This is a genomic window from Cupriavidus sp. GW821-FHT07C08 (genome assembly GCF_059419025.1).
Genome location: NZ_JBWKQZ010000001.1, coordinates 641233 through 659253 on the forward strand (window position 1 = coordinate 641233; position 18021 = coordinate 659253).

Genomic DNA, 18021 nt, shown 5'->3' on the forward strand with positions numbered 1-18021 from the left:
AGAGAACAGCGGATTGCAACGGACTGGCTACCCAACCAGAAAGGACTCATCATGAAAGAAGGCATTCACCCGAATTATCGCGAAGTCGTGTTCCAGGACATGTCCAGCGACTTCAGCTTCATCACCCGCTCGACCATCCAGACCAAGGACAAGATCGTGAAGGACGGCAAGGAATACCCGCTGGCCAAGATCGAAGTCTCGTCGGAATCGCATCCGTTCTACACCGGCACCCAGAAGATCATGGACACGGCCGGCCGCGTGGAAAAGTTCCGCCAGAAGTTCGGCAACAAGCTGGGCAAGGCTGCGAAGTAATCGCTTTCAGCGAACCCCGCTTCGCAAGGCCTGCGGACAGATGCTCCGGGGCCTGTGCGAAACAGCAAAGAGGCAGCATCGGCTGCCTCTTTGCTTTTGTGCCGGACCTTGACCGGTACCGCCGCATTCATTGGATTTACCCCACACCCCGTGAGGCTTCCACGCCATGCCACGGCCCGCGTGGCCGCCGCATGCGCGATACTGTGGCCTTCGCGCCATTGCGCCACGGCCCGACCTGAGCATCGATGCGTCAAGCCAATACCTCACCCGTCCAGTTGACCGCTGCCGCGACCGGCGCCCTGCCGCGCGCGCTGCTGCTGGCGATCTGCATTATCTATGGCCTGGTCGGCCTGTTCGGCCGCGATCCGTGGAAGAACGAGGACGCCGCCGGCTTTGGCGTCATGTGGCAGCTGGCCACCGGCAACCTGCACGACTGGCTGATGCCAAATATCGTCGGCCGCCCGTACAGCGAGGACGGCCCGCTGGTGTTCTGGATCGGCGCGCTGATGATTCGCGGCTTCGGCAACTGGCTGAGCGCGGCCGACGCCGCCCGGCTGGCCACGGCACTGTTCTTCTTCGCGACCTGCGCCTGCATCTGGTACACCACCTACCTGCTGGGCCGGCGCGACGAGGTCCAGCCATTTGCCTATGCCTTCGGCGGCCAGCCCAACGCGCGCGATTACGGCCGCACGCTGGCCGACGGCGCGCTGCTGATCTTCCTGGCCTGCGTGGGCCTGGCCGTGCGCGGGCACGAGACTACGCCGCAGGTCGGCCAGGTCGCCTTTATCGCACTGGCCCTGTACGGCATGGTGCGCAGCCTCGACAAGCCCATCCAGGGCAGCCTGGTCTATGGCGCCGCGCTGGGCGGGCTGGCGCTGGCCAGCGGGCCCATGCTGCCGCTGGCGCTGCTGGGCGGCAGCGCGGTCTGCGCGCTGGTGTGCAAGCCGCTGCCGTGGCGGCGCCTGGCCGCCATCGGCATTCCGCTGGCGCTGCTGACGGTGTCGGCGTGGCTGGCGGCCGCCTACTTCGGCGCAGCCGACCGCGACGAGGCGGTGACCTTTATCCGCGAATGGTCGCGCTATGACCGCCGCAGCTACGGTTCGCCCAATATGGCGACCTTCGGCTTCAATATGCGCAACCTGTTCCTGTACACGTGGCCGGTCTGGCCGATCGCGGGCTGGGCCTGGATCGCGTGGACCGGCATGCGCCGCGCACCCCATGTGGCGACGCCGCTGGCGCTGCTGCTGCCGGTGCTGGTGCTGCTGTTCCTGCAGCGCAGCGCCGGCGACGTGCAGTTCATCCTGCTGCTGCCGCCGATGGCCGTGCTGGCCGCATTCGCGCTGCCCACGCTGGCGCGCGGCGTGATCAACGCGATCGACTGGTTCGCGCTGCTGTTCTTCACCATCTTCGGCGGCACGGTCTGGTTCATGTGGATCGCCAAGACCACCGGCTGGCCGCCGCGCATCGCGCGCAATGTCTTCCGCCAGCTGCCCGGCTACCAGCATGAGTTCACCATCGCCGCGGTGGTGTTCGCGCTGGCGGCCACGGTCGCGTGGGTGCTGATCGTGCGCTGGCGGCTGTCGCGCGCGCCCAAGCAGATCTGGCGCCCAGTCGTGATTTCCGCCGCCGGCACCACCCTGATGTGGGTCATGGCAATGACGCTGTGGCTGCCCTCGATCAACTACGGCAAGACCTACCGCGACGTGGCCCAGGCCGCGGCAATGGCGCTGCCGCCTGCCTACCAGTGCGTCCAGCCGATCCGCATGGGCGATGCGCAGCTGGCATCGTTTGCCTATTTCGGCCATATCCGCTTTGGCGGCCCCAACGACGGCTGCGACGTGCTGCTGCGCCATGACTCGGTCGACTATGGCGAGCCGGGCAATATCTCGCATTTCGAGTGGCGACTGATCTGGGAAGGCCGCCGCCCCGCGGACCGCGACGAGCGCTTCCGCATGTATCGGCTGGTCGATACCGCGCGCACCGTCCATCCGCGCCCCGACCTGCCGCGGCGCCGCCTGCCGCGCCAGCCCTGAGCCCAGTCCGGCGTCACCACCACCGCAGCGCCTGTCGCGACATCGAACCATTCCGGCCGCGGGCGGCTGCGGGGCTGACCATCCAGCCCTGACCAAGCCTGCCGAGCCCTGAATGACCCTGTTCCAAGACCTTCGCCGTATCGCCAGCCTGGCCGGCCCAGTGCTGGCCGGCCAGCTTGCCGTTATCGCCTTTGGCGTCATCGATACCGTGATGGCCGGGCGCGCCTCGGCGACCGACCTGGCCGCCGTGGGCCTGGGCGGCTCGATCTACGTCACCATCTATATCAGCCTGATGGGCGTATTGCAGGCGCTATCACCCATCGCCGGGCAGCTCTATGGCGCCGGCCGCATCGAGGCGATCGGCGCCGAGGTCCGGCAGGCCGCATGGCTGGGCGCCGCACTGGCGATTCCGGGCGTGCTGCTGCTGGCCTTCCCGGCCCCGCTGCTCGCTTTCGCCAAGGCGCCGCCCGAACTGGTCGAGAAAGCCACCGCCTACCTGCATTTCGGTGCCTTCGGGCTGCCGGCGGCGCTGGCATTCCGCATCTACTCGGCGCTGAACAATGCGCTGTCGCGCCCGGTCATGGTGACGGTGCTGCAGATCGGCGGGCTGGCGCTGAAGGTGCCGCTCAATGCATGGTTCATCCACGGCGGCCTGGGCGTGCCGGCCTTGGGCGGCCCCGGCTGCGGCCTGGTCTCGACGCTGATCAGCTGGGCCTGGTGCATCGCCGGGCTGCTGATCCTGCGCTACGGCAGCGCCTATCACCCGCTGCGGATCTTCAGTACCTGGAGCTGGCCGGCTGCTGGCCCGCTGCGCGCGCTGCTGCGGCTGGGCCTGCCGATGGGCCTGACCTACCTGATCGAGATCACCTCGTTCACGCTGATGTCGATCTTCATCACGCGCCTGGGCACGGTGACGCTGGCCGGGCACCAGATCATCGCCAACCTGGGCGCGGTGGCCTACATGCTGCCGCTGTCGCTGGGGATTGCCACTTCAACGCTGGTGGCACAGCATCTCGGCGCGCGCGACCTGGCCGGCGCCAGCCGCCTTGCCTGGCGCGGTATCCGCATGGCGGTGACGCTGGCGGTGCTGACCGGTGCCCTGCTGTGGCTGCTGCGCAAGCCGGTGCTGCATGCCTACGCGAGCGATCCCGCGGTGGTCGCGGCAGCGCTGCCGCTGGTGCTGTTCGTGGCGTTCTACCAGGCCTTCGACGCCGTGCAGGTGATGACGGCGTTCATCCTGCGCGCGTACAAGATCGCGCTGATTCCGACGCTGATCTACGCCGGCTCGCTGTGGGGCATCGGACTGGGCGGGGGTTATGTGCTGGGCTTCGGGCTGATCGAGGGCATGCCCGCCTTCACGCGCGGCGCCAGCGGCTTCTGGCTGGCCAACAGCATCAGCCTGGCGATTGCAGGCGTGCTGCTGGTGCGGTATTTCAGCCGGGTCAGCAAGGATCCGGAAAACTGACTCTGGCACTGGCCGCTCGCAAGGGCGGTGGCCCGCAATTTCAGTAGCCGGAAAAGAAAAACGCCCGCTTGCGCGGGCGTTTTAATTTGGCGGAGTGGACGGGACTCGAACCCGCGACCCCCGGCGTGACAGGCCGGTATTCTAACCGACTGAACTACCACTCCATAGTCGGCGCCGACTGGAGCCTTGGCTCCGGACGACTGGCTGGGCGTTTGATTACGCCCTGCTGTTTTGGCGTCCCCTAGGGGATTCGAACCCCTGTACTCACCGTGAAAGGGTGATGTCCTAGGCCTCTAGACGAAGGGGACAGAAACTTGTTTTACAACGCGTTTTCTGTCTTGCGCTGGAAAGTCCGCCATCATAGCAGGCTTTTTCGCGCCTGGGAAGCTTCTTTTCAGACGCTTCCCAAATTCTGGTGGAGCTAAGCGGGATCGAACCGCTGACCTCTTGCATGCCATGCAAGCGCTCTCCCAGCTGAGCTATAGCCCCGTATCCGGTACTGCTGGACGGTTACTGCTGGAACCACCTTCGCTGTCTGCCGCTTACCGCAGCATTTGCAGCGAAGGCAGGATTATATAGCGAATTTCGCAACGAATGCAACATTTTTTATTGCGTTTGCAGCGATTAACGACATAATCCCTCACCCAAAGAAAAACCCGCATGGCGCAAACCATGCGGGTCTAGTTTTGGCGGAGTGGACGGGACTCGAACCCGCGACCCCCGGCGTGACAGGCCGGTATTCTAACCGACTGAACTACCACTCCTTAGTCGGCTGCCGCTTCAAGCTAATGCTTGAGACGACATGCTGGACGTCTGATTACGCCCTGCTGTTATGGCGTCCCCTAGGGGATTCGAACCCCTGTACTCACCGTGAAAGGGTGATGTCCTAGGCCTCTAGACGAAGGGGACAGAAACTTGTCTTTCAACACGTTCCGTCTGGCGCCACCCAAAAACAACCTGGATGACACCTAAATCTTGGTGGAGCTAAGCGGGATCGAACCGCTGACCTCTTGCATGCCATGCAAGCGCTCTCCCAGCTGAGCTATAGCCCCATGGTACTGCCATTTACTGCAACTTGCTGCGTTTTCGCCTGATTTAACTACCGTTTCAAGCGAAGCCAAGATTATATATCAACCACTAATCTTTGCAAGCTCCCGTATCAGCTTTTTTTCGCTTTCCCGTCACTTCAAAAATCAGCTCGGAGATTGCGAAGATCCTTGCGGATCAGCCAGCCCGCTTGGTCAGGAACCGCGCTGCAGGGAGAAAGAGATTATGCGCAAGTCCGGCCCGGAGCGCAAGCCCCCGGCGCGGACTTTTTCACGACTTTTTATGCAGCTGCCGCCAGGCGGCGCAGCACCGTGTCACGGCCGAACAGTTCCAGCACCGCGTCGATGCCCGGCGTCTGCAGCTGGCCGGCCACCAGCAGGCGCACCGGCATGGCCAGCTTGGGCATCTTCAGGCCGAACTCGGCCAGCACCGCCTTGAAGGTGGCGCTGATGGCTTCGCGCTTCCATTCCGGCAGCGCGGCCAGCTGGGTGGCCAGCGCTGCCAGCGCGGGCTGGATCTCCGGGGTCAGGTGCTCGGCCTTGAGCGCGGCATCCGCCTGCGGCTCGCCGCGATAGAACAGCAGCGCCGCCTGCGCGACTTCCTTCAGCGTATTGGCGCGGTCCTTCACCAGCGCCACCACGCCGGCCAGGTCCGCCCCTTCCACCTTGCCGCCGAGCGCCTCGATGAACGGCTGCGTCAGCGTGGCCAGGCGCTGGTTGTCGCCGACCTTGATGTAGTGGTTGTTCAGCCAGGCCAGCTTCTCGGGGTTGTACTGGGCGGGCGACTTGCCCAGGTGCTCCAGGTCGAACCATTCAACGAACTGCTCGCGCGAGAAGATCTCGGCGTCGCCGTGGGCCCAGCCCAGGCGCGCCAGGTAGTTCAGCACGGCTTCGGGCAGGTAGCCCTCGTCGCGGTAGCCGGTCACGGCCATGGCGCCATGGCGCTTGCTCATCTTCTCGCCCTGCTCGTTGAGCACGGTCGGCAGGTGGGCGTAGACCGGCGGCGTGCCGCCCAGCGCGCGGATGATGTTGATCTGGCGCGGGGTGTTGTTGACGTGGTCGTCGCCGCGGATCACGTGCGTGATCTTCATGTCGAGGTCGTCCACCACCACGCAGAAGTTATAGGTAGGGGTGCCGTCCGGGCGCGCGATCACCAGGTCGTCGAGCTCGTCGTTGGAGATCTCGATGCGGCCCTTGACCGCGTCGTCCCACACTACGCTGCCGCCGATCGGGTTCTTGAAGCGGATCACCGGATCGACGCCCGCCGGCGGCTCGGGCAGGACCTTGCCCGGCTCGGGACGCCAGAAGCCGTTGTAGCGCGGCTTCTCGCCGCGCTCGCGCTGGGCTTCGCGCAGCGCGTCCAGTTCTTCGGTGCTCATGTAGCAGCGGTAGGCCAGGTCGGACTCAACCATCTGCGCCACCACCTCGCGATAGCGGTCCATGCGCTGCATCTGGTAGAACGGGCCTTCGTCGATATCCATCTCCAGCCAGGCCATGCTTTCCAGGATCACGTCAACCGCTTCCTGCGACGAACGCTCAACGTCGGTGTCTTCGATGCGCAGGATGAAGTCGCCCTGCATGCGGCGGGCGAAGGCCCAGGGATAGAGCGCTGAGCGGATATTGCCGAGGTGGATAAAACCGGTCGGGCTCGGCGCAAAGCGGGTGCGGACGCGTTGGGTCATGGTCAGGGGCAGAAACAAGAAAGCCCGCGCGCAGCGGCGCGCAGGCTGGTGTATGTGCAGGCCTTGCATTATACCAACGCGCATCCCTCGCCTCGCCCGGCGTGCCGGCGCCGCGCGGAATCATTTATGCTTGCGCCGGTCTGAGGTGATGCCGGTGATTCAGGCAAGGCGATGCCAGCCCCCATGGAGGAGCGCCCGCATCACATCCCTGTATCCGCCGGTCCTACCTGGTTACTGATCCCGCTTCATGCAACGACGTCATTTCCTCGGCATCTCCGCGGCCGCCCTGCTGGCGGGCTGCTCGTTCGGCCCGCGTCCCGCGCCGCCGCTCGCCACCACCCCGCCCGCGCCACGGCCCGTCAAGATCGGCCTGGCGCTGGGCGGCGGCGCGGCACGCGGCTTTGCCCATATCGGCGTGATCAAGGCGCTCGAAGCGCAAGGCATCCATGCCGACCTGGTCACTGGCACCAGTGCCGGCGCGGTCGTGGCGGCGCTTTACGCCAGCGGACTGAATGGCTTCCAGCTGAACAAGCTGGCGCTGACCATGGACGAGGCCGCCATCGCCGACTGGGCCCTGCCCTTCGGCACCCGCTTCGGCGGCTGGCTCAAGGGCGAGGCGCTGCAGAACTACATCAACCGGCTGGTGCAGAACCGGGCCATCGAGGCCATGAAGCTGCCGCTGGGCATCGTCGCCACCGACCTCAAGAGCGGCGAGAAAATCCTGTTCCGCCGCGGCAACACGGGCCAGGCCGTGCGCGCGTCGAGCAGCGTGCCCGGCGTGTTCCAGCCGGTGTCGATCCAGGGGCACGACTATGTCGATGGCGGCCTGGTCGAGCCGGTGCCGGTGGATTCCGCGCGCAGCATGGGCGCGGACTTTGTCATCGCGGTCAATATCTCGGCCGACCCGTCGGCGCAGAAGAACGCCGGCCAGAGCGGCGTGCTGCTGCAGACCACCGCGATCATGGGCCAGTCGATCAACAAGATGGCGCTGACGCGCGCCGACGTGGTGATCCGCCCCGAGCTGCCCGATATGGGCGGCAGCGACTTCAACGCCCGCAACCGGGCCATACTGGCCGGCGAACAGGCCGCCACGGCGGTGATGGCAACGCTGCGGCAGCAGCTGGAACAGGCCCGCCTGACGCCGGCCGGAACGGTCGCAGCGCAATAACCGGGGAGGCCACGCCTCGCCAACGCAAAAAGGACTGCCGCAGCAGTCCTTTTTGCTTGAAGCGTGCCGAAACCTCAGCCGCCGTACAGCGATGCGCGGGCGACCTTGGGGTCGTAGCGCTTGAGCGTCTCGACCATGTCGCCGAGGCCATTGGCACCGCTCTCCTTGCCGTCCTCGATGCGGCGGGCGCCGTTATAGCGGGTCACCCAGTAAGCCGCACGCATGTCGTCGACACGGATCTTGCTGCCCGTGGACGGGGCATGCACGAACTTGTTGTCGCCGATATAGATGCCGACGTGCGAGAAGGTCTGGCGCATGGTGTTGAAGAACACTAGGTCGCCCGGACGCAGGTCGGTGGCTGCCACGGTGGTGCCGACACGGCTGATTTCGACAGAGCGGCGCGGCAGCATGAAGCCGAAGGTGTCCTGGAATACGTAGCGGACAAAGCCGCTGCAGTCCAGGCCGGATTCGGGGCTGTTGCCGCCGAAGCGGTAACGCACGCCAATCAGGCCCAGCGCATTCATGACCAGGTCGCCAGCCTTGCTGGCAACATTGCTGGTGGAATTCACCACCGACGACAGCAAGCCGCGCTTGCCTTCCGCATGCGAGTCCGCGGCCTGGGCCGTGGCATCGATACGGGCGTCGGCATCCTTGAATACCGTATCCGCCAGCACTCCATTCGACACAGTCGCACCGCAGGCAATGGCAATTCCGACGGCGGCATGCGCCAGGGAATGAAGTACCGATCGCTGCATTGGTTCTCCCGTTGATCGTTCCAAAGCAAGCCCCGGCACAAGTCCGGGGCGGGCTGGGTATCTGTGAAATTCGCGTGAACTTCGCGAGGAATTCTTGTGAACCTGCGGGGAGAACCCTATGCAACATCCGCACCAGGCTTACCGGGCCTGTCTTGCACCGCAAACGTGCCGGGCACGATTCAATGCGTCGGACGGACCACCCCCAAAACTAGTTCTCGCGGGATGGTAAAGGGTTGTCATTCACATGTCAAAGTTCGTTACAAATTCGCCGGATTTGACTGGCGAATCAACGATATAGGCGGGATTTCGCATCTTGTTTGTCGGATTAGTCCGAGCAACCGGATGCTAGTCAGGCGGGGCCGCGGCGTTGATGCGCCGCACACTTTCGGGTCAGGCCGCGCCGACCTGCGCCGCCGCCATCAGCTTGCGCGTATAGGGGTGCTGGGGTGCGCCCAGCACCGCTTCGGTGTCGCCGGCCTCGACCACCTCCCCCGCCTTCATCACGAAAACCCGATGCGCCATGGCACGGATCACCGCCAGGTCATGGCTGATGAACAGGTAGGTGAGGTTGTACTTGTGCTGCAGCTGGGACAGCAGCGCCAGCACCTGCTGCTGGATCGACACGTCCAGGGCCGAGGTGGGCTCGTCCAGCACCAGGATCTGCGGCTTGAGGATCAGCACCCGGGCAATGGCGATGCGCTGCCGCTGCCCGCCCGAGAATTCATGTGGATAGCGGCCCAGCGCGGTACGGTCCAGGCCGACCTCGCGCAGGGCTTCGATCACGCGCTGGCGCGTGCCCTCGCGCGACAGCCCGGGCTGGTGCAGCGCCAGGCCTTCGCCGACGATCTGCTCGATGGTCATGCGCGGCGCCAGCGAGCCGAACGGGTCCTGGAACACCACCTGCATGCGCGCGCGCAACTGGCGACGATCGTCGCGCGTGGCGGTGTCGAAGCTGCGGCCCAGGAAATGGATGGTGCCGCCGCTCTTGCGCTGCAGCGCAAGCACGGTATGCGCCAGCGTGGTCTTGCCCGAACCGGACTCGCCGACGATGCCGACGGTCTCGCCCTCGCGCAGCTGGAAGTCCACGTCCTTGACCGCCGCGAACTGGTCCTTGCCGAACCAGCCGGCCAGCCCGCGGCGCTTGCGCGCGTAGTTGACGCTCAGCTTGCGCGCTTCCAGCAGCACCGGCGCCAGCGGCACCAGCGGCAGCACCTCGCGCCTGGGGCGGCTGTCGATCAGCTTGCGGGTGTAGGGGTGCTGGGGGGCGGCAAACACCTGCGCGGTCTCGCCGGTCTCGACCAGCACGCCCTTCTCCATCACGCCCACGCGCTGGGCAAAGGAACGCACCAGGTTGAGGTCATGGGTGATCAGCATCACCGCCATGCCGAACTCGGCCTGCAGGTCGCGCAGCAGGTCCATGATCTGGGCGCGGATGGTCACGTCCAGCGCCGTGGTCGGCTCGTCGGCCAGCAGCAGCTTGGGGCGGCAGGCCAGCGCCATGGCGATCATGGCGCGCTGGCGCTGGCCGCCCGAGAGCTGGTGCGGAAAGCTGTCGAAACGGTGCGCGGCGTCGCTGATGCCGGTACGCTCCAGCAGCGCGATGGCGCGCTCGCGCGCGGCGCGGCGGTCCAGGCCCTCGTGCAGCGCCAGAGTCTCGACGATCTGGTTGCCGATGGTGTACAGCGGGTTGAGCGCCGTCATCGGCTCCTGGAAGATCATTGCGATCTCGGCGCCGCGGATGCCGCGCATCTCGCGGTCCGACACCGCCAGCAGGTCCTTGCCCTCGAAGCGGATCGCGCCGTCGTAGTAGGCGTCTTCCACCAGCCGCAGCATCGCCAGCGCGGTCACGGTCTTGCCCGAGCCCGACTCGCCCACCAGCGCGTAGCGCTCGCCAGCGCGCAGGTCGAAGCTGACTTCGCGCACGGCACGGGTGGCATGCTCGCCGTGGCCGAAGGTGACGGAAAGCTTGTCGACGCACATCAGCGTGGAACCGGGCGCCGGCGCCGCGGCCGGCGCCACAGCCGGCTGGATCACGGGAGACACCGCGGTCATGGCGTGGCCTCCGGTGCTGCCCCGGTCGGCGCGCCGGCCGGGATCTTGGGTTCGACCCGGCCGCGCAGCGCCGCCAGGCCCAGGCGGGTATCGAAGGCATCGCGCAGCGCGTCGCCCATGAAGGTCAGCAGCAGCAGCGTGACCACCAGCACCGCGAAGGTCGACAGCGAAATCCACCACGCATCCAGATTGGCCTTGCCCTGCGCCAGCAGTTCGCCCAGGCTGGGCGTGGTGGGCGGCACGCCCATGCCGAGGAAATCCAGACTGGTCAGCGCCAGGATGGCGGCGCTCATGCGGAACGGCAGGAAGGTGATCACCGGGGTCAGGCTGTTGGGCAGGATATGGCGCCACATGATCTGCACATTGGACAGGCCCAGCGCGCGCGCCGCCTTGACGTAGTCGAGCGAGCGGTTGCGATAGAACTCGGCGCGCACGTAGTCGGACAGGCCCATCCAGCCGAACAGCGACAGCAGGATGATCAGCAGCGCCAGGCTGGGCTCGAAGATCGAGGCAAAGATGATCAGCAGATACAGCTCCGGCATCGAGCTCCAGATCTCGATGGCACGCTGCGAGAACAGGTCGAAGCGCCCGCCGAAAAAGCCCATCAGCGCCCCGGTCAGCGTGCCCACCAGCACCCCGATCACGGTCAGCGCCATGCCGAACAGCACCGACACGCGGAAGCCGTACAGCAGCCGGGCCAGGATGTCGCGGCCGCGGTCGTCGGTGCCCAGCCAGTTCTCCGCCGACGGCGGCGCCGGGTTGGGCTCCTTGGCAAAGTAGTTGAGCGAGTCGTACGAATAATGGTTCAGCGGGAACACCGCGAAGTTGCCGTTGGTGGTGATGCGGTCGCGGATATACGGATCGAGGTAGTCCGCGGGCGTGGCGAAATCGCCGTCGAAGGCGGTTTCCGGGTAGACCTTGACGATGGGGAAATACCATTCGCCCTTGTAGTGCACCACCAGCGGCCGGTTGCTGGACAGCAGCTCGGCGCCCAGGCTCAGCACGAAGATGACCACGAAGATCACCAGGCTCCAGTAGCCGCGCCGGTTGCGGCGAAAGCGCTGCCAGGCGCGCTGGCGCGGCGAGGGCGAATGCGGCAGCCCGTTGGGGGCCGCGTGCGTGAACAGTTTCATCGGTGCAAGCCCTCGAAATGGATGCGCGGGTCCACCAGCACGTAGCAGACATCGGAGATCAGGCGCGTGACCAGCCCGATCAGCGTGAACAGGTAGAGCGTGCCCAGCACCACCGGATAGTCGCGCCGCAGCACCGCCTCATAGGACAGCAAGCCCAACCCGTCCAGCGAGAACAGCGTTTCGATCAGCAGCGAGCCGGTGAAGAAGGCACCGATGAACGCGGCCGGGAAACCCGTCACCAGCGGGATCAGCGCATTGCGGAACACGTGCTTCCACAGCACGCGGCGCTCGCCCAGGCCCTTGGCGCGCGCGGTCAGCACGTATTGCTTGCGGATTTCCTCGAGGAAGGCATTCTTGGTCAGCATGGTGACCACCGCGAAGCTGCCCACCACCGACGCCGTGATCGGCAGCACCAGGTGCCACAGGTAGTCCATCACCTTGCCCATCAGCGAGAGCTGCTCCCAGTTGTCGGAGGTCAGACCGCGCAGCGGGAACCACTGCACGAAGGTGCCGCCGCCGAACAGCACCAGCAGCAGCACGCCCAGCACGAAGCCGGGGATGGCATAGCCCACCAGCACGATGATGCTGGTCACCACGTCAAAGCGGCTGCCCGCGCGGATCGCCTTGGAGATGCCCAGCGGCACCGATATCAGGTAGGTCAGGAAGAAGGTCCACAAACCCAGGCTGACCGACACCGGCAGCTTGGACTTGACCAGCTCCCACACGCTGCGGTGCTGGAAATAGCTCTGGCCCAGGTCGAACTGCGCAAAGCGCTTGAGCATCAGGAAGTAGCGCTCCAGCGGCGGCTTGTCAAAGCCATACAGGGCCTGGATCTCCTTGATCTTCTCGGGGTCGACGCCGCGGCGCCCGCGGTATTCGGCGCCGCCGCCGCTGGCTTCGCCGGCGCCGCCCCGCCCTTTCAGTTCCATCATCATCTGCTCGACCGGGCCGCCCGGCACGAACTGGATCACCACGAAGGTCAGCGTGATGACCCCGATCAGCGTCGGGATCATCAGCAGAATGCGCTTGAGCAGGTAGGCAAGCATCGGCCGGTCCTCTTCCTTGTCTTGGTCGCGGCGGGGCGCGTCAGCGCGCCTGCGGCTGCAGGTCCGTGCGCCACCAGTGGCTCAGGATCCAGCCTTCGGCCGTGTAGTAATACGGAAGGCGCTCCGGGTAGGCCAGCGTCTTGCGGTATGACACCCGGTGCGATGCGCTGTACCAGTTCGGCACGATGTAGTAGCCATGCATCAGCACCCGGTCCAGCGCCCGCCCGGCGGTGACCAGCTCCTGCCGGGTATGGGAGTGCAACACGTTATCCACCAGCTTGTCGACCACGGGCGACTTCAGCCCGAACAGGTTGTCCGAGCCCGGCGTGCCGGCCGCCTCGCTGGAGAAGCGGTCGCGCAGTTCGTTGCCGGGGCTTTGCGAGTCCGGGAAGCGGATCGACACCATGTCGAAGTCGAAATCCTCCAGCCGCTTCTGGTACAAGGCAAAGTCCGTGGTGCGCTGGTTCACCTGGATGCCGAGCTTCTCCAGGTTGCGCACATAGGTGGTGATGACGCGGCTCATGGCGCCGCCATCGTCGAGGAACTCGAACACCAGCGTCTCGCCCTTGGCGTTGCGCAGCGCGCCATCCGTATAGGTCCAGCCGGCCTGGGCGAGCAGGCGCCGTGCCTCGCGCAGGTTGTCGCGCAGCGAACGCGGCGCCGCGGTGCTGGGCTGGACCACGTCCGGGCCGAACACCTCTGGCGGCAATTCCGCGCGCAGCGGCTCAAGCAGCGCCAGCTCGCCCGGGCCGGGGCGGCCGTCGAAGGTGGCGCTGGCGGCCAGTTCGCTGTTGGAAAACCAGCTGTCCAGCCGCTTGTAGGCGCCGTAGAACAACTGCCGGTTCAGCCATTCGAAATCCAGCGCAAGGATCAGGGCCTGGCGCACGCGCACGTCCTGGAACACCGGCTTGCGCATATTCATCACGAAGCCCTGCATGCCGGCACCGTTGCGGTGCGGGAACTCGGTCTTCAGCAGCTCGCCGTTGCGAAAACGGGTGCCTTGGTAGCTCTTGGCCCAGTTCTTGGCCTTGTATTCGACGATGGCGTCGAACTCCCCTGCCTTGAAGGCCTCGAGCTTGGCGGTCTCGTCCTTGTACAGGCGGTAGGCCACGCGCGCGAAATTGAAGGTGCCGCGGCGCACCGCGAGATCCTTGCCCCAGTACTTCGGGTCGCGCTGGAAGATGATGCCGCGGCCGGCGTCATAGCGCTCGATCAGGTAGGGGCCGCTGGTGACCGGCGGCTCGAAGGTCAGCTTCTCGAACGGGACCTTGGCCGTCCATTTCTTCGAGAACACCGGCAGCGAGCCGACGATCAGCGGCAGCTCGCGGTTGCGCTGCTTGAATTCGAAACGCACCGTGCGCTCGCCGGCGACGATCACCGCCTTCACATCGGTACACATGCTGCGGTAGCCCGGGCTCGAGGCCTTGCTCATCAGCATGTCATAAGAATATTTGACATCCGACGCCAGCACCGGGTCGCCATTGGAGAAGCGCGCCTGTGGCCGGATGGTGAACGTGACCGACAATTCGTCCGGCGCCACCGTGATGTCCTCGGCGAGCAAGCCATAGGCGCTGGCGCTCTCGTCGGCGCTGCTGATCAGCAGCGACTCGAACATCAGAGCGTTCAGGCCGGGCGCTGACGTGCCCTTCAGCGTGAACGGATTGAACTTGTCGAAACTGGTGCGCCGGTCCGGATTGGCGAGTGTCAGCGTGCCGCCGGCGGGTGCATCGGGATTGGCATAGTCGAATTGCCGGAAATCCGCCTGGTACTTCAGGTCCCCGTGCAGCGCGAAGCCATGCGCCGCCAGCGCCGGACTGGATAAGAGAGAGACCCCCGTCGCCAGCGCCATCGCCAGCCCGCTTGCGACCCAACCGCGCAGTACCGCATCCCGCCGGAAGCACTGCCATGCCGCCTGAAGCGGCCAACGTGCTTGAATAGGCATCCCGTTGGATTCCTCCACTATGACCTGTGGGGGCCCGGCATTCTGCGGCCGGGCCAAGTATGAGACAATTTTACATGCGTCGGGGGTGGCGCCAGCCATCCGGACATTCCCTCTGCGCGGCGCAATAAAAACGGCCGCAGGACAGCAAAGGCACGCGCACGGCCGCACGGCGGACGCACGAAGCGTGCCTGATACACCACCTTGGAGAATTTATGGGATTTCTGGCAGGTAAGCGGATCCTGATCACCGGCTTGCTCTCTAACCGGTCGATCGCCTATGGCATCGCATCGGCGTGCAAACGCGAAGGCGCCGAACTGGCCTTCACCTATGTCGGCGAACGGTTCAAGGACCGGATCAGCGACTTTGCCAAGGAATTCGGCACCGACCTGGTATTCGAGTGCGACGTCGGCAGCGACGAGCAGATCGCCGCGACCTTCGCCGCGCTGGGCCAGCGCTGGGAGAAGTTCGACGGGCTGGTGCACTCGATCGGCTTCGCGCCGCGCGACGCCATCGCCGGTGATTTCCTGGAAGGCCTGTCGCGCGAAGGTTTCCGCATCGCCCACGACATTTCCGCCTACAGCTTCCCGGCGCTGGCCAAGGCCGCGCTGCCGTTGCTGTCGGACAAGGCCTCGCTGCTGACGCTGACCTACCTGGGTGCCGAGCGCGTGGTCCCCAACTACAACACCATGGGCCTGGCCAAGGCCTCGCTGGAAGCCAGCGTGCGCTACCTGGCCTCGTCGGTCGGCCCGCGCGGCATCCGCGCCAACGGCATCTCCGCCGGCCCGATCAAGACCCTGGCCGCCTCGGGCATCAAGGGCTTCGGCAAGCTGCTCGGCCACTTCGAAGACGTCGCGCCGCTGCGCCGCAACGTCACCATCGAAGAAGTCGGCAACGTGGCCGCCTTCCTGCTGTCCGACCTGGCCAGCGGCGTGACCGGTGAGATCACCTATGTCGACGGCGGCTTCAACGTGGTCGGCGCAAGCGTCACGGACGCAGAGTAAGCCCGTCCCCGCCAGCGGGACGCAGATGAAAAAGGGGTGCCCGATGAGGCACCCCTTTTTGTTCCTTGCGGACCTGTGCGCGGACCAGGTCCGCCTGCATCACGCCTGCGCCGCGGCGGGCGCGCCGTGCCGGCCCATGCTCAGCATCGACCACGCATAGACCACCAGGCCGCCCAGCGCCAGCAGCAGGCCCACCCAGCCGGTGGACTCCCAGCCGTAGCCGGCGGCAATGGTCACCCCGCCCAGCCATGCACCAAGCGCGTTGGCCATGTTGAAGGCCGAGTGGTTGAGGGCCGCGGCCAGCGTCTGTGCGTCGCCGGCGACATCCATCAGCCGGATCTGCAAGGCCGGGCCCAGTGCCACCGTGGTGCCCACCAGCAGCACATTGATGGCCCCCAGCCAGGGATGCGACGCGGTCAAGGTGAAGGCGCCCAGCACCAGTGCCGCCCACACCAGCACGCCGCCGATGGTCGGCATCAAGGCCTTGTCGGCCAGCTTCGCGCCGGCAAGGTTGCCCGCCACCGTGCCGATGCCGAACAGGGCCAGCACCACCGGGATGCCCGCCGCCGGCATATGCGCCAGCTCCAGCATGGTCGGCTTGATATAGCTGAACACCGAGAACATGCCGCCAAAGCCGATCGCGCCGATGCCCAGCGTCAGCCACACCTGCTTGTGCCTGAGTGCCGTCAGTTCGCGCAGCGGGCTGGCACGCCGGTCGGCCGGCACGAACGGCACCCAGCGCCATACCAGCAGCGCCGTCAGCGCGCCGAGGGCACCGACGATCAGGAAGGCCGAGCGCCAGCCCAGCCAGGTGCCGACAGTGGCGGCGATCGGCACGCCCACCAGCGTGGCGGTGGTCAGGCCCAGCATCACCAGCCCCACCGCCTGCGCACGCCGCTCGCGCGGGACCAGGCTGGCGGCCACCAGCGCCGCCACGCCGAAATACGTGCCATGCGGAAAGCCCGTGAGCAGGCGCGCCACCATCATCGACAGATACGAAGGTGCCAGCGCGCTGGCGATATTGCCGGCGGCAAACACCGCCATCAGGGCGATCAGCAGGTTGCGCCGCGGCCAGCGCGCGCCCAGCACCGCCAGCAGCGGCGCGCCGATGACCACGCCCAGCGCATAGGCGCTGATCAGGTGACCGGCTTGCGGGATGGAGATGGCGAGGTCGCTGGCGGCATCGGGCAGCAAACCCATGATGACGAACTCGCCGGTGCCGATGCCGAAGCTGCCTACGCCAAGCGCCAGCAGCGGCAGGCGGCTGGATGGTTGGTTATCGCGGGAAGAAAGGGAAGTATCAGCGCCGCGGACGGGATCCGCGGCGGAATGTGCATGTGGGGCGGCCATGTACAGGATCGCAGGATGTTCAACAAAATGCCGCCCGCTGACGGGCGAGGTCAGTGCCCTCGCCTCTGATCGATCCAGCGTGCTCCTGTGCGGCGCGCAGGCCGTATTGTGCGGCAAAACCGCAAATCTTGCCCGCACCGGCCTGACTGGCCGGCGTTGCGTTGGCTTACCTGGTCACGTGGACCAGCCGGTGCCACCAGTATCGAAGCGAGCGCTTCGCTATGCCGAACACCGGCTTGTGGTGGATGCCCACCCGGATGATGTAGCCGTAGACCCCGACCAACACGGCCAGGAACACAAGGGACCAGATCATCCCTGTGCTGTCGGTCTCAGTCATTTCTTCTTCTTGGCGACCTCATCGTGTCCGCGAAACTGGACCGTGCTGAAGGGTGAGGCCGGCACCGACGGTTTCTTCGGTTGCTTGGGTTTCTTGGCTTCGCGGCTGCTGCGTAGTTGACTCTTGGCCATGATGGGCTCCTGAATGGCTTGCCTGGAGATAATGGCAACCCCAGCATACGCGCTAAATCGCCGGCAAAAGAAATATCTTTCGCCAAGAACGCGGGTCATGCGCTGCAGCAGCCAGCGCAGACAGATGCCCGGCTGGCGGGAAACGGGTGCATACTGGGGCTGGCAGCACCGGCTGGCGCCAGCAAGCCCAACATGCACGGCGTACCGTGACCGGACAGGAGTCTGCAATGGCACTGAACTTTCCCAATCCCAGCCGCAGCTACGATGCGGCGCGGCACTGCGTTTGCTTCTGGGGCTATGACAACGCGCGCGAAGTGGCATTTCAGGTCACTGACGACATTCTTCTGCGCCTGAGCCACCAGGGTACCGCGGAAGAATCCGCCCTTCTCGCCACCTTCGACCATCATCGGGACCAGATCCTGCAATTGGCCAGGGACCTGTACAACCCCGGGGAACGTACCACCTACACGATTTCCTGACTGGACAACGCAGCGGGGGGGGGGGGGGGGGGGGGGGGGGGGGGGGGGGGGGGGGGGGGGGGGGGGGGGGGGGGGGGGGGGGGGGGGGG

General features: G+C 65.9%; 15 protein-coding genes and 6 tRNA genes. 6 read left to right on the forward strand and 15 right to left on the reverse strand.

Going from position 1 to position 18021, the window contains the following annotated elements:
* The first annotated feature begins 51 nt into the window (after positions 1-51).
* From AC07UK_RS03070 to AC07UK_RS03080, 3 genes are all read left to right on the forward strand, one after another.
* A complete protein-coding gene (locus tag AC07UK_RS03070) occupies positions 52-312 on the forward strand; it encodes a type B 50S ribosomal protein L31 (RefSeq protein ID WP_010814268.1) in 261 nt (86 codons plus the stop codon).
* Positions 313-557: 245 nt separating this feature from the next.
* Positions 558-2345 (forward strand): ArnT family glycosyltransferase, encoded by a 1788-nt coding sequence (locus tag AC07UK_RS03075; RefSeq protein ID WP_436222121.1) that lies wholly within the window; start codon positions 558-560, stop codon positions 2343-2345.
* 112 nt (positions 2346-2457) lie between these two features.
* Positions 2458-3810: an MATE family efflux transporter gene (locus AC07UK_RS03080; RefSeq protein WP_494685269.1), complete on the forward strand. Its 1353-nt coding sequence runs from the start codon at positions 2458-2460 to the stop codon at positions 3808-3810.
* Between the two features lie 87 nt (positions 3811-3897).
* On the opposite strand, the gene AC07UK_RS03085 is transcribed toward AC07UK_RS03080, so the two are convergent.
* The 7 genes from AC07UK_RS03085 to gltX form a co-directional block, all read right to left on the reverse strand.
* Positions 3898-3974: transfer RNA gene (locus tag AC07UK_RS03085), tRNA-Asp, on the reverse strand.
* A 68-nt stretch (positions 3975-4042) separates the two neighbouring features.
* A tRNA-Glu gene (locus AC07UK_RS03090) sits at positions 4043-4118 on the reverse strand.
* Between the two features lie 105 nt (positions 4119-4223).
* Positions 4224-4299: transfer RNA gene (locus AC07UK_RS03095), tRNA-Ala, on the reverse strand.
* 198 nt (positions 4300-4497) lie between these two features.
* Positions 4498-4574: transfer RNA gene (locus AC07UK_RS03100), tRNA-Asp, on the reverse strand.
* A 69-nt stretch (positions 4575-4643) separates the two neighbouring features.
* Positions 4644-4719 (reverse strand) — tRNA-Glu (locus AC07UK_RS03105).
* Positions 4720-4786: 67 nt separating this feature from the next.
* A tRNA-Ala gene (locus tag AC07UK_RS03110) sits at positions 4787-4862 on the reverse strand.
* Positions 4863-5137: 275 nt separating this feature from the next.
* Positions 5138-6538, reverse strand: coding sequence for a glutamate--tRNA ligase (gene gltX / locus AC07UK_RS03115; protein WP_436222123.1), 1401 nt, complete (start codon positions 6536-6538; stop codon positions 5138-5140).
* 247 nt (positions 6539-6785) lie between these two features.
* Between gltX and AC07UK_RS03120 the strand changes: the two genes are divergently transcribed.
* On the forward strand, positions 6786-7706 hold the full coding sequence (locus tag AC07UK_RS03120) for a patatin-like phospholipase family protein (RefSeq protein ID WP_494688306.1): 921 nt from the start codon (positions 6786-6788) through the stop codon (positions 7704-7706).
* A 74-nt stretch (positions 7707-7780) separates the two neighbouring features.
* Here the strand turns inward: AC07UK_RS03120 and AC07UK_RS03125 are convergent, their stop codons facing one another.
* From AC07UK_RS03125 to AC07UK_RS03145, 5 genes are all read right to left on the reverse strand, one after another.
* On the reverse strand, positions 7781-8461 hold the full coding sequence (locus tag AC07UK_RS03125) for a C40 family peptidase (protein ID WP_436222125.1): 681 nt from the start codon (positions 8459-8461) through the stop codon (positions 7781-7783).
* Between the two features lie 390 nt (positions 8462-8851).
* Positions 8852-10513: an ABC transporter ATP-binding protein gene (locus AC07UK_RS03130; protein WP_013957255.1), complete on the reverse strand. Its 1662-nt coding sequence runs from the start codon at positions 10511-10513 to the stop codon at positions 8852-8854.
* Positions 10510-11646: an ABC transporter permease gene (locus tag AC07UK_RS03135; RefSeq protein ID WP_436222126.1), complete on the reverse strand. Its 1137-nt coding sequence runs from the start codon at positions 11644-11646 to the stop codon at positions 10510-10512. Before AC07UK_RS03135 ends, AC07UK_RS03130 begins: the two co-directional genes overlap by 4 nt.
* Positions 11643-12692, reverse strand: coding sequence for a microcin C ABC transporter permease YejB (locus AC07UK_RS03140; RefSeq protein ID WP_010814276.1), 1050 nt, complete (start codon positions 12690-12692; stop codon positions 11643-11645). The genes AC07UK_RS03135 and AC07UK_RS03140 overlap by 4 nt, the downstream gene beginning before the upstream one ends.
* 40 nt (positions 12693-12732) lie before the next feature.
* Positions 12733-14634 (reverse strand): extracellular solute-binding protein, encoded by a 1902-nt coding sequence (locus AC07UK_RS03145; protein WP_436222127.1) that lies wholly within the window; start codon positions 14632-14634, stop codon positions 12733-12735.
* Between the two features lie 212 nt (positions 14635-14846).
* Here AC07UK_RS03145 and fabI point away from each other — a divergent pair, with 212 nt between their 5' ends.
* Positions 14847-15635, forward strand: coding sequence for an enoyl-ACP reductase FabI (fabI, locus tag AC07UK_RS03150; protein WP_436222128.1), 789 nt, complete (start codon positions 14847-14849; stop codon positions 15633-15635).
* 99 nt (positions 15636-15734) lie between these two features.
* Here fabI and AC07UK_RS03155 read toward each other — a convergent pair whose 3' ends face one another.
* The 3 genes from AC07UK_RS03155 to AC07UK_RS03165 form a co-directional block, all read right to left on the reverse strand.
* Positions 15735-16985 carry an MFS transporter gene (locus AC07UK_RS03155; RefSeq protein WP_494688307.1) on the reverse strand — a complete coding sequence of 417 codons (1251 nt, stop codon included), beginning with the start codon at positions 16983-16985 and terminating at the stop codon, positions 15735-15737.
* A gap of 166 nt (positions 16986-17151) precedes the next feature.
* Positions 17152-17322: a hypothetical protein gene (locus AC07UK_RS03160; RefSeq protein WP_436222130.1), complete on the reverse strand. Its 171-nt coding sequence runs from the start codon at positions 17320-17322 to the stop codon at positions 17152-17154.
* Entirely contained in the window at positions 17319-17453 is a 135-nt protein-coding gene (locus AC07UK_RS03165; RefSeq protein WP_013957262.1) for a hypothetical protein, read from the reverse strand. Before AC07UK_RS03165 ends, AC07UK_RS03160 begins: the two co-directional genes overlap by 4 nt.
* A gap of 227 nt (positions 17454-17680) precedes the next feature.
* On the opposite strand from AC07UK_RS03165, the gene AC07UK_RS03170 reads away from it, so the two are divergent.
* Positions 17681-17932, forward strand: coding sequence for a DUF1488 family protein (locus AC07UK_RS03170; RefSeq protein ID WP_013957263.1), 252 nt, complete (start codon positions 17681-17683; stop codon positions 17930-17932).
* Positions 17933-18021: the final 89 nt, after the last annotated feature.

Excerpts from the sequence above, each read along its gene's own strand:
- AC07UK_RS03070 (WP_010814268.1), top strand. The coding sequence starts at position 52 with ATGAAAGAAGGCATTCACCCGAATTATCGCGAAGTCGTGTTCCAGGAC.
- AC07UK_RS03075 (WP_436222121.1), top strand. The coding sequence starts at position 558 with ATGCGTCAAGCCAATACCTCACCCGTCCAGTTGACCGCTGCCGCGACC.
- AC07UK_RS03080 (WP_494685269.1), top strand. The coding sequence starts at position 2,458 with ATGACCCTGTTCCAAGACCTTCGCCGTATCGCCAGCCTGGCCGGCCCA.
- gltX (WP_436222123.1), bottom strand. The coding sequence starts at position 6,538 with ATGACCCAACGCGTCCGCACCCGCTTTGCGCCGAGCCCGACCGGTTTT.
- AC07UK_RS03120 (WP_494688306.1), top strand. The coding sequence starts at position 6,786 with ATGCAACGACGTCATTTCCTCGGCATCTCCGCGGCCGCCCTGCTGGCG.
- AC07UK_RS03125 (WP_436222125.1), bottom strand. The coding sequence starts at position 8,461 with ATGCAGCGATCGGTACTTCATTCCCTGGCGCATGCCGCCGTCGGAATT.
- AC07UK_RS03130 (WP_013957255.1), bottom strand. The coding sequence starts at position 10,513 with ATGACCGCGGTGTCTCCCGTGATCCAGCCGGCTGTGGCGCCGGCCGCG.
- AC07UK_RS03135 (WP_436222126.1), bottom strand. The coding sequence starts at position 11,646 with ATGAAACTGTTCACGCACGCGGCCCCCAACGGGCTGCCGCATTCGCCC.
- AC07UK_RS03140 (WP_010814276.1), bottom strand. The coding sequence starts at position 12,692 with ATGCTTGCCTACCTGCTCAAGCGCATTCTGCTGATGATCCCGACGCTG.
- AC07UK_RS03145 (WP_436222127.1), bottom strand. The coding sequence starts at position 14,634 with ATGCCTATTCAAGCACGTTGGCCGCTTCAGGCGGCATGGCAGTGCTTC.
- fabI (WP_436222128.1), top strand. The coding sequence starts at position 14,847 with ATGGGATTTCTGGCAGGTAAGCGGATCCTGATCACCGGCTTGCTCTCT.
- AC07UK_RS03155 (WP_494688307.1), bottom strand. The coding sequence starts at position 16,985 with ATGGCCGCCCCACATGCACATTCCGCCGCGGATCCCGTCCGCGGCGCT.
- AC07UK_RS03160 (WP_436222130.1), bottom strand. The coding sequence starts at position 17,322 with ATGACTGAGACCGACAGCACAGGGATGATCTGGTCCCTTGTGTTCCTG.
- AC07UK_RS03165 (WP_013957262.1), bottom strand. The coding sequence starts at position 17,453 with ATGGCCAAGAGTCAACTACGCAGCAGCCGCGAAGCCAAGAAACCCAAG.
- AC07UK_RS03170 (WP_013957263.1), top strand. The coding sequence starts at position 17,681 with ATGGCACTGAACTTTCCCAATCCCAGCCGCAGCTACGATGCGGCGCGG.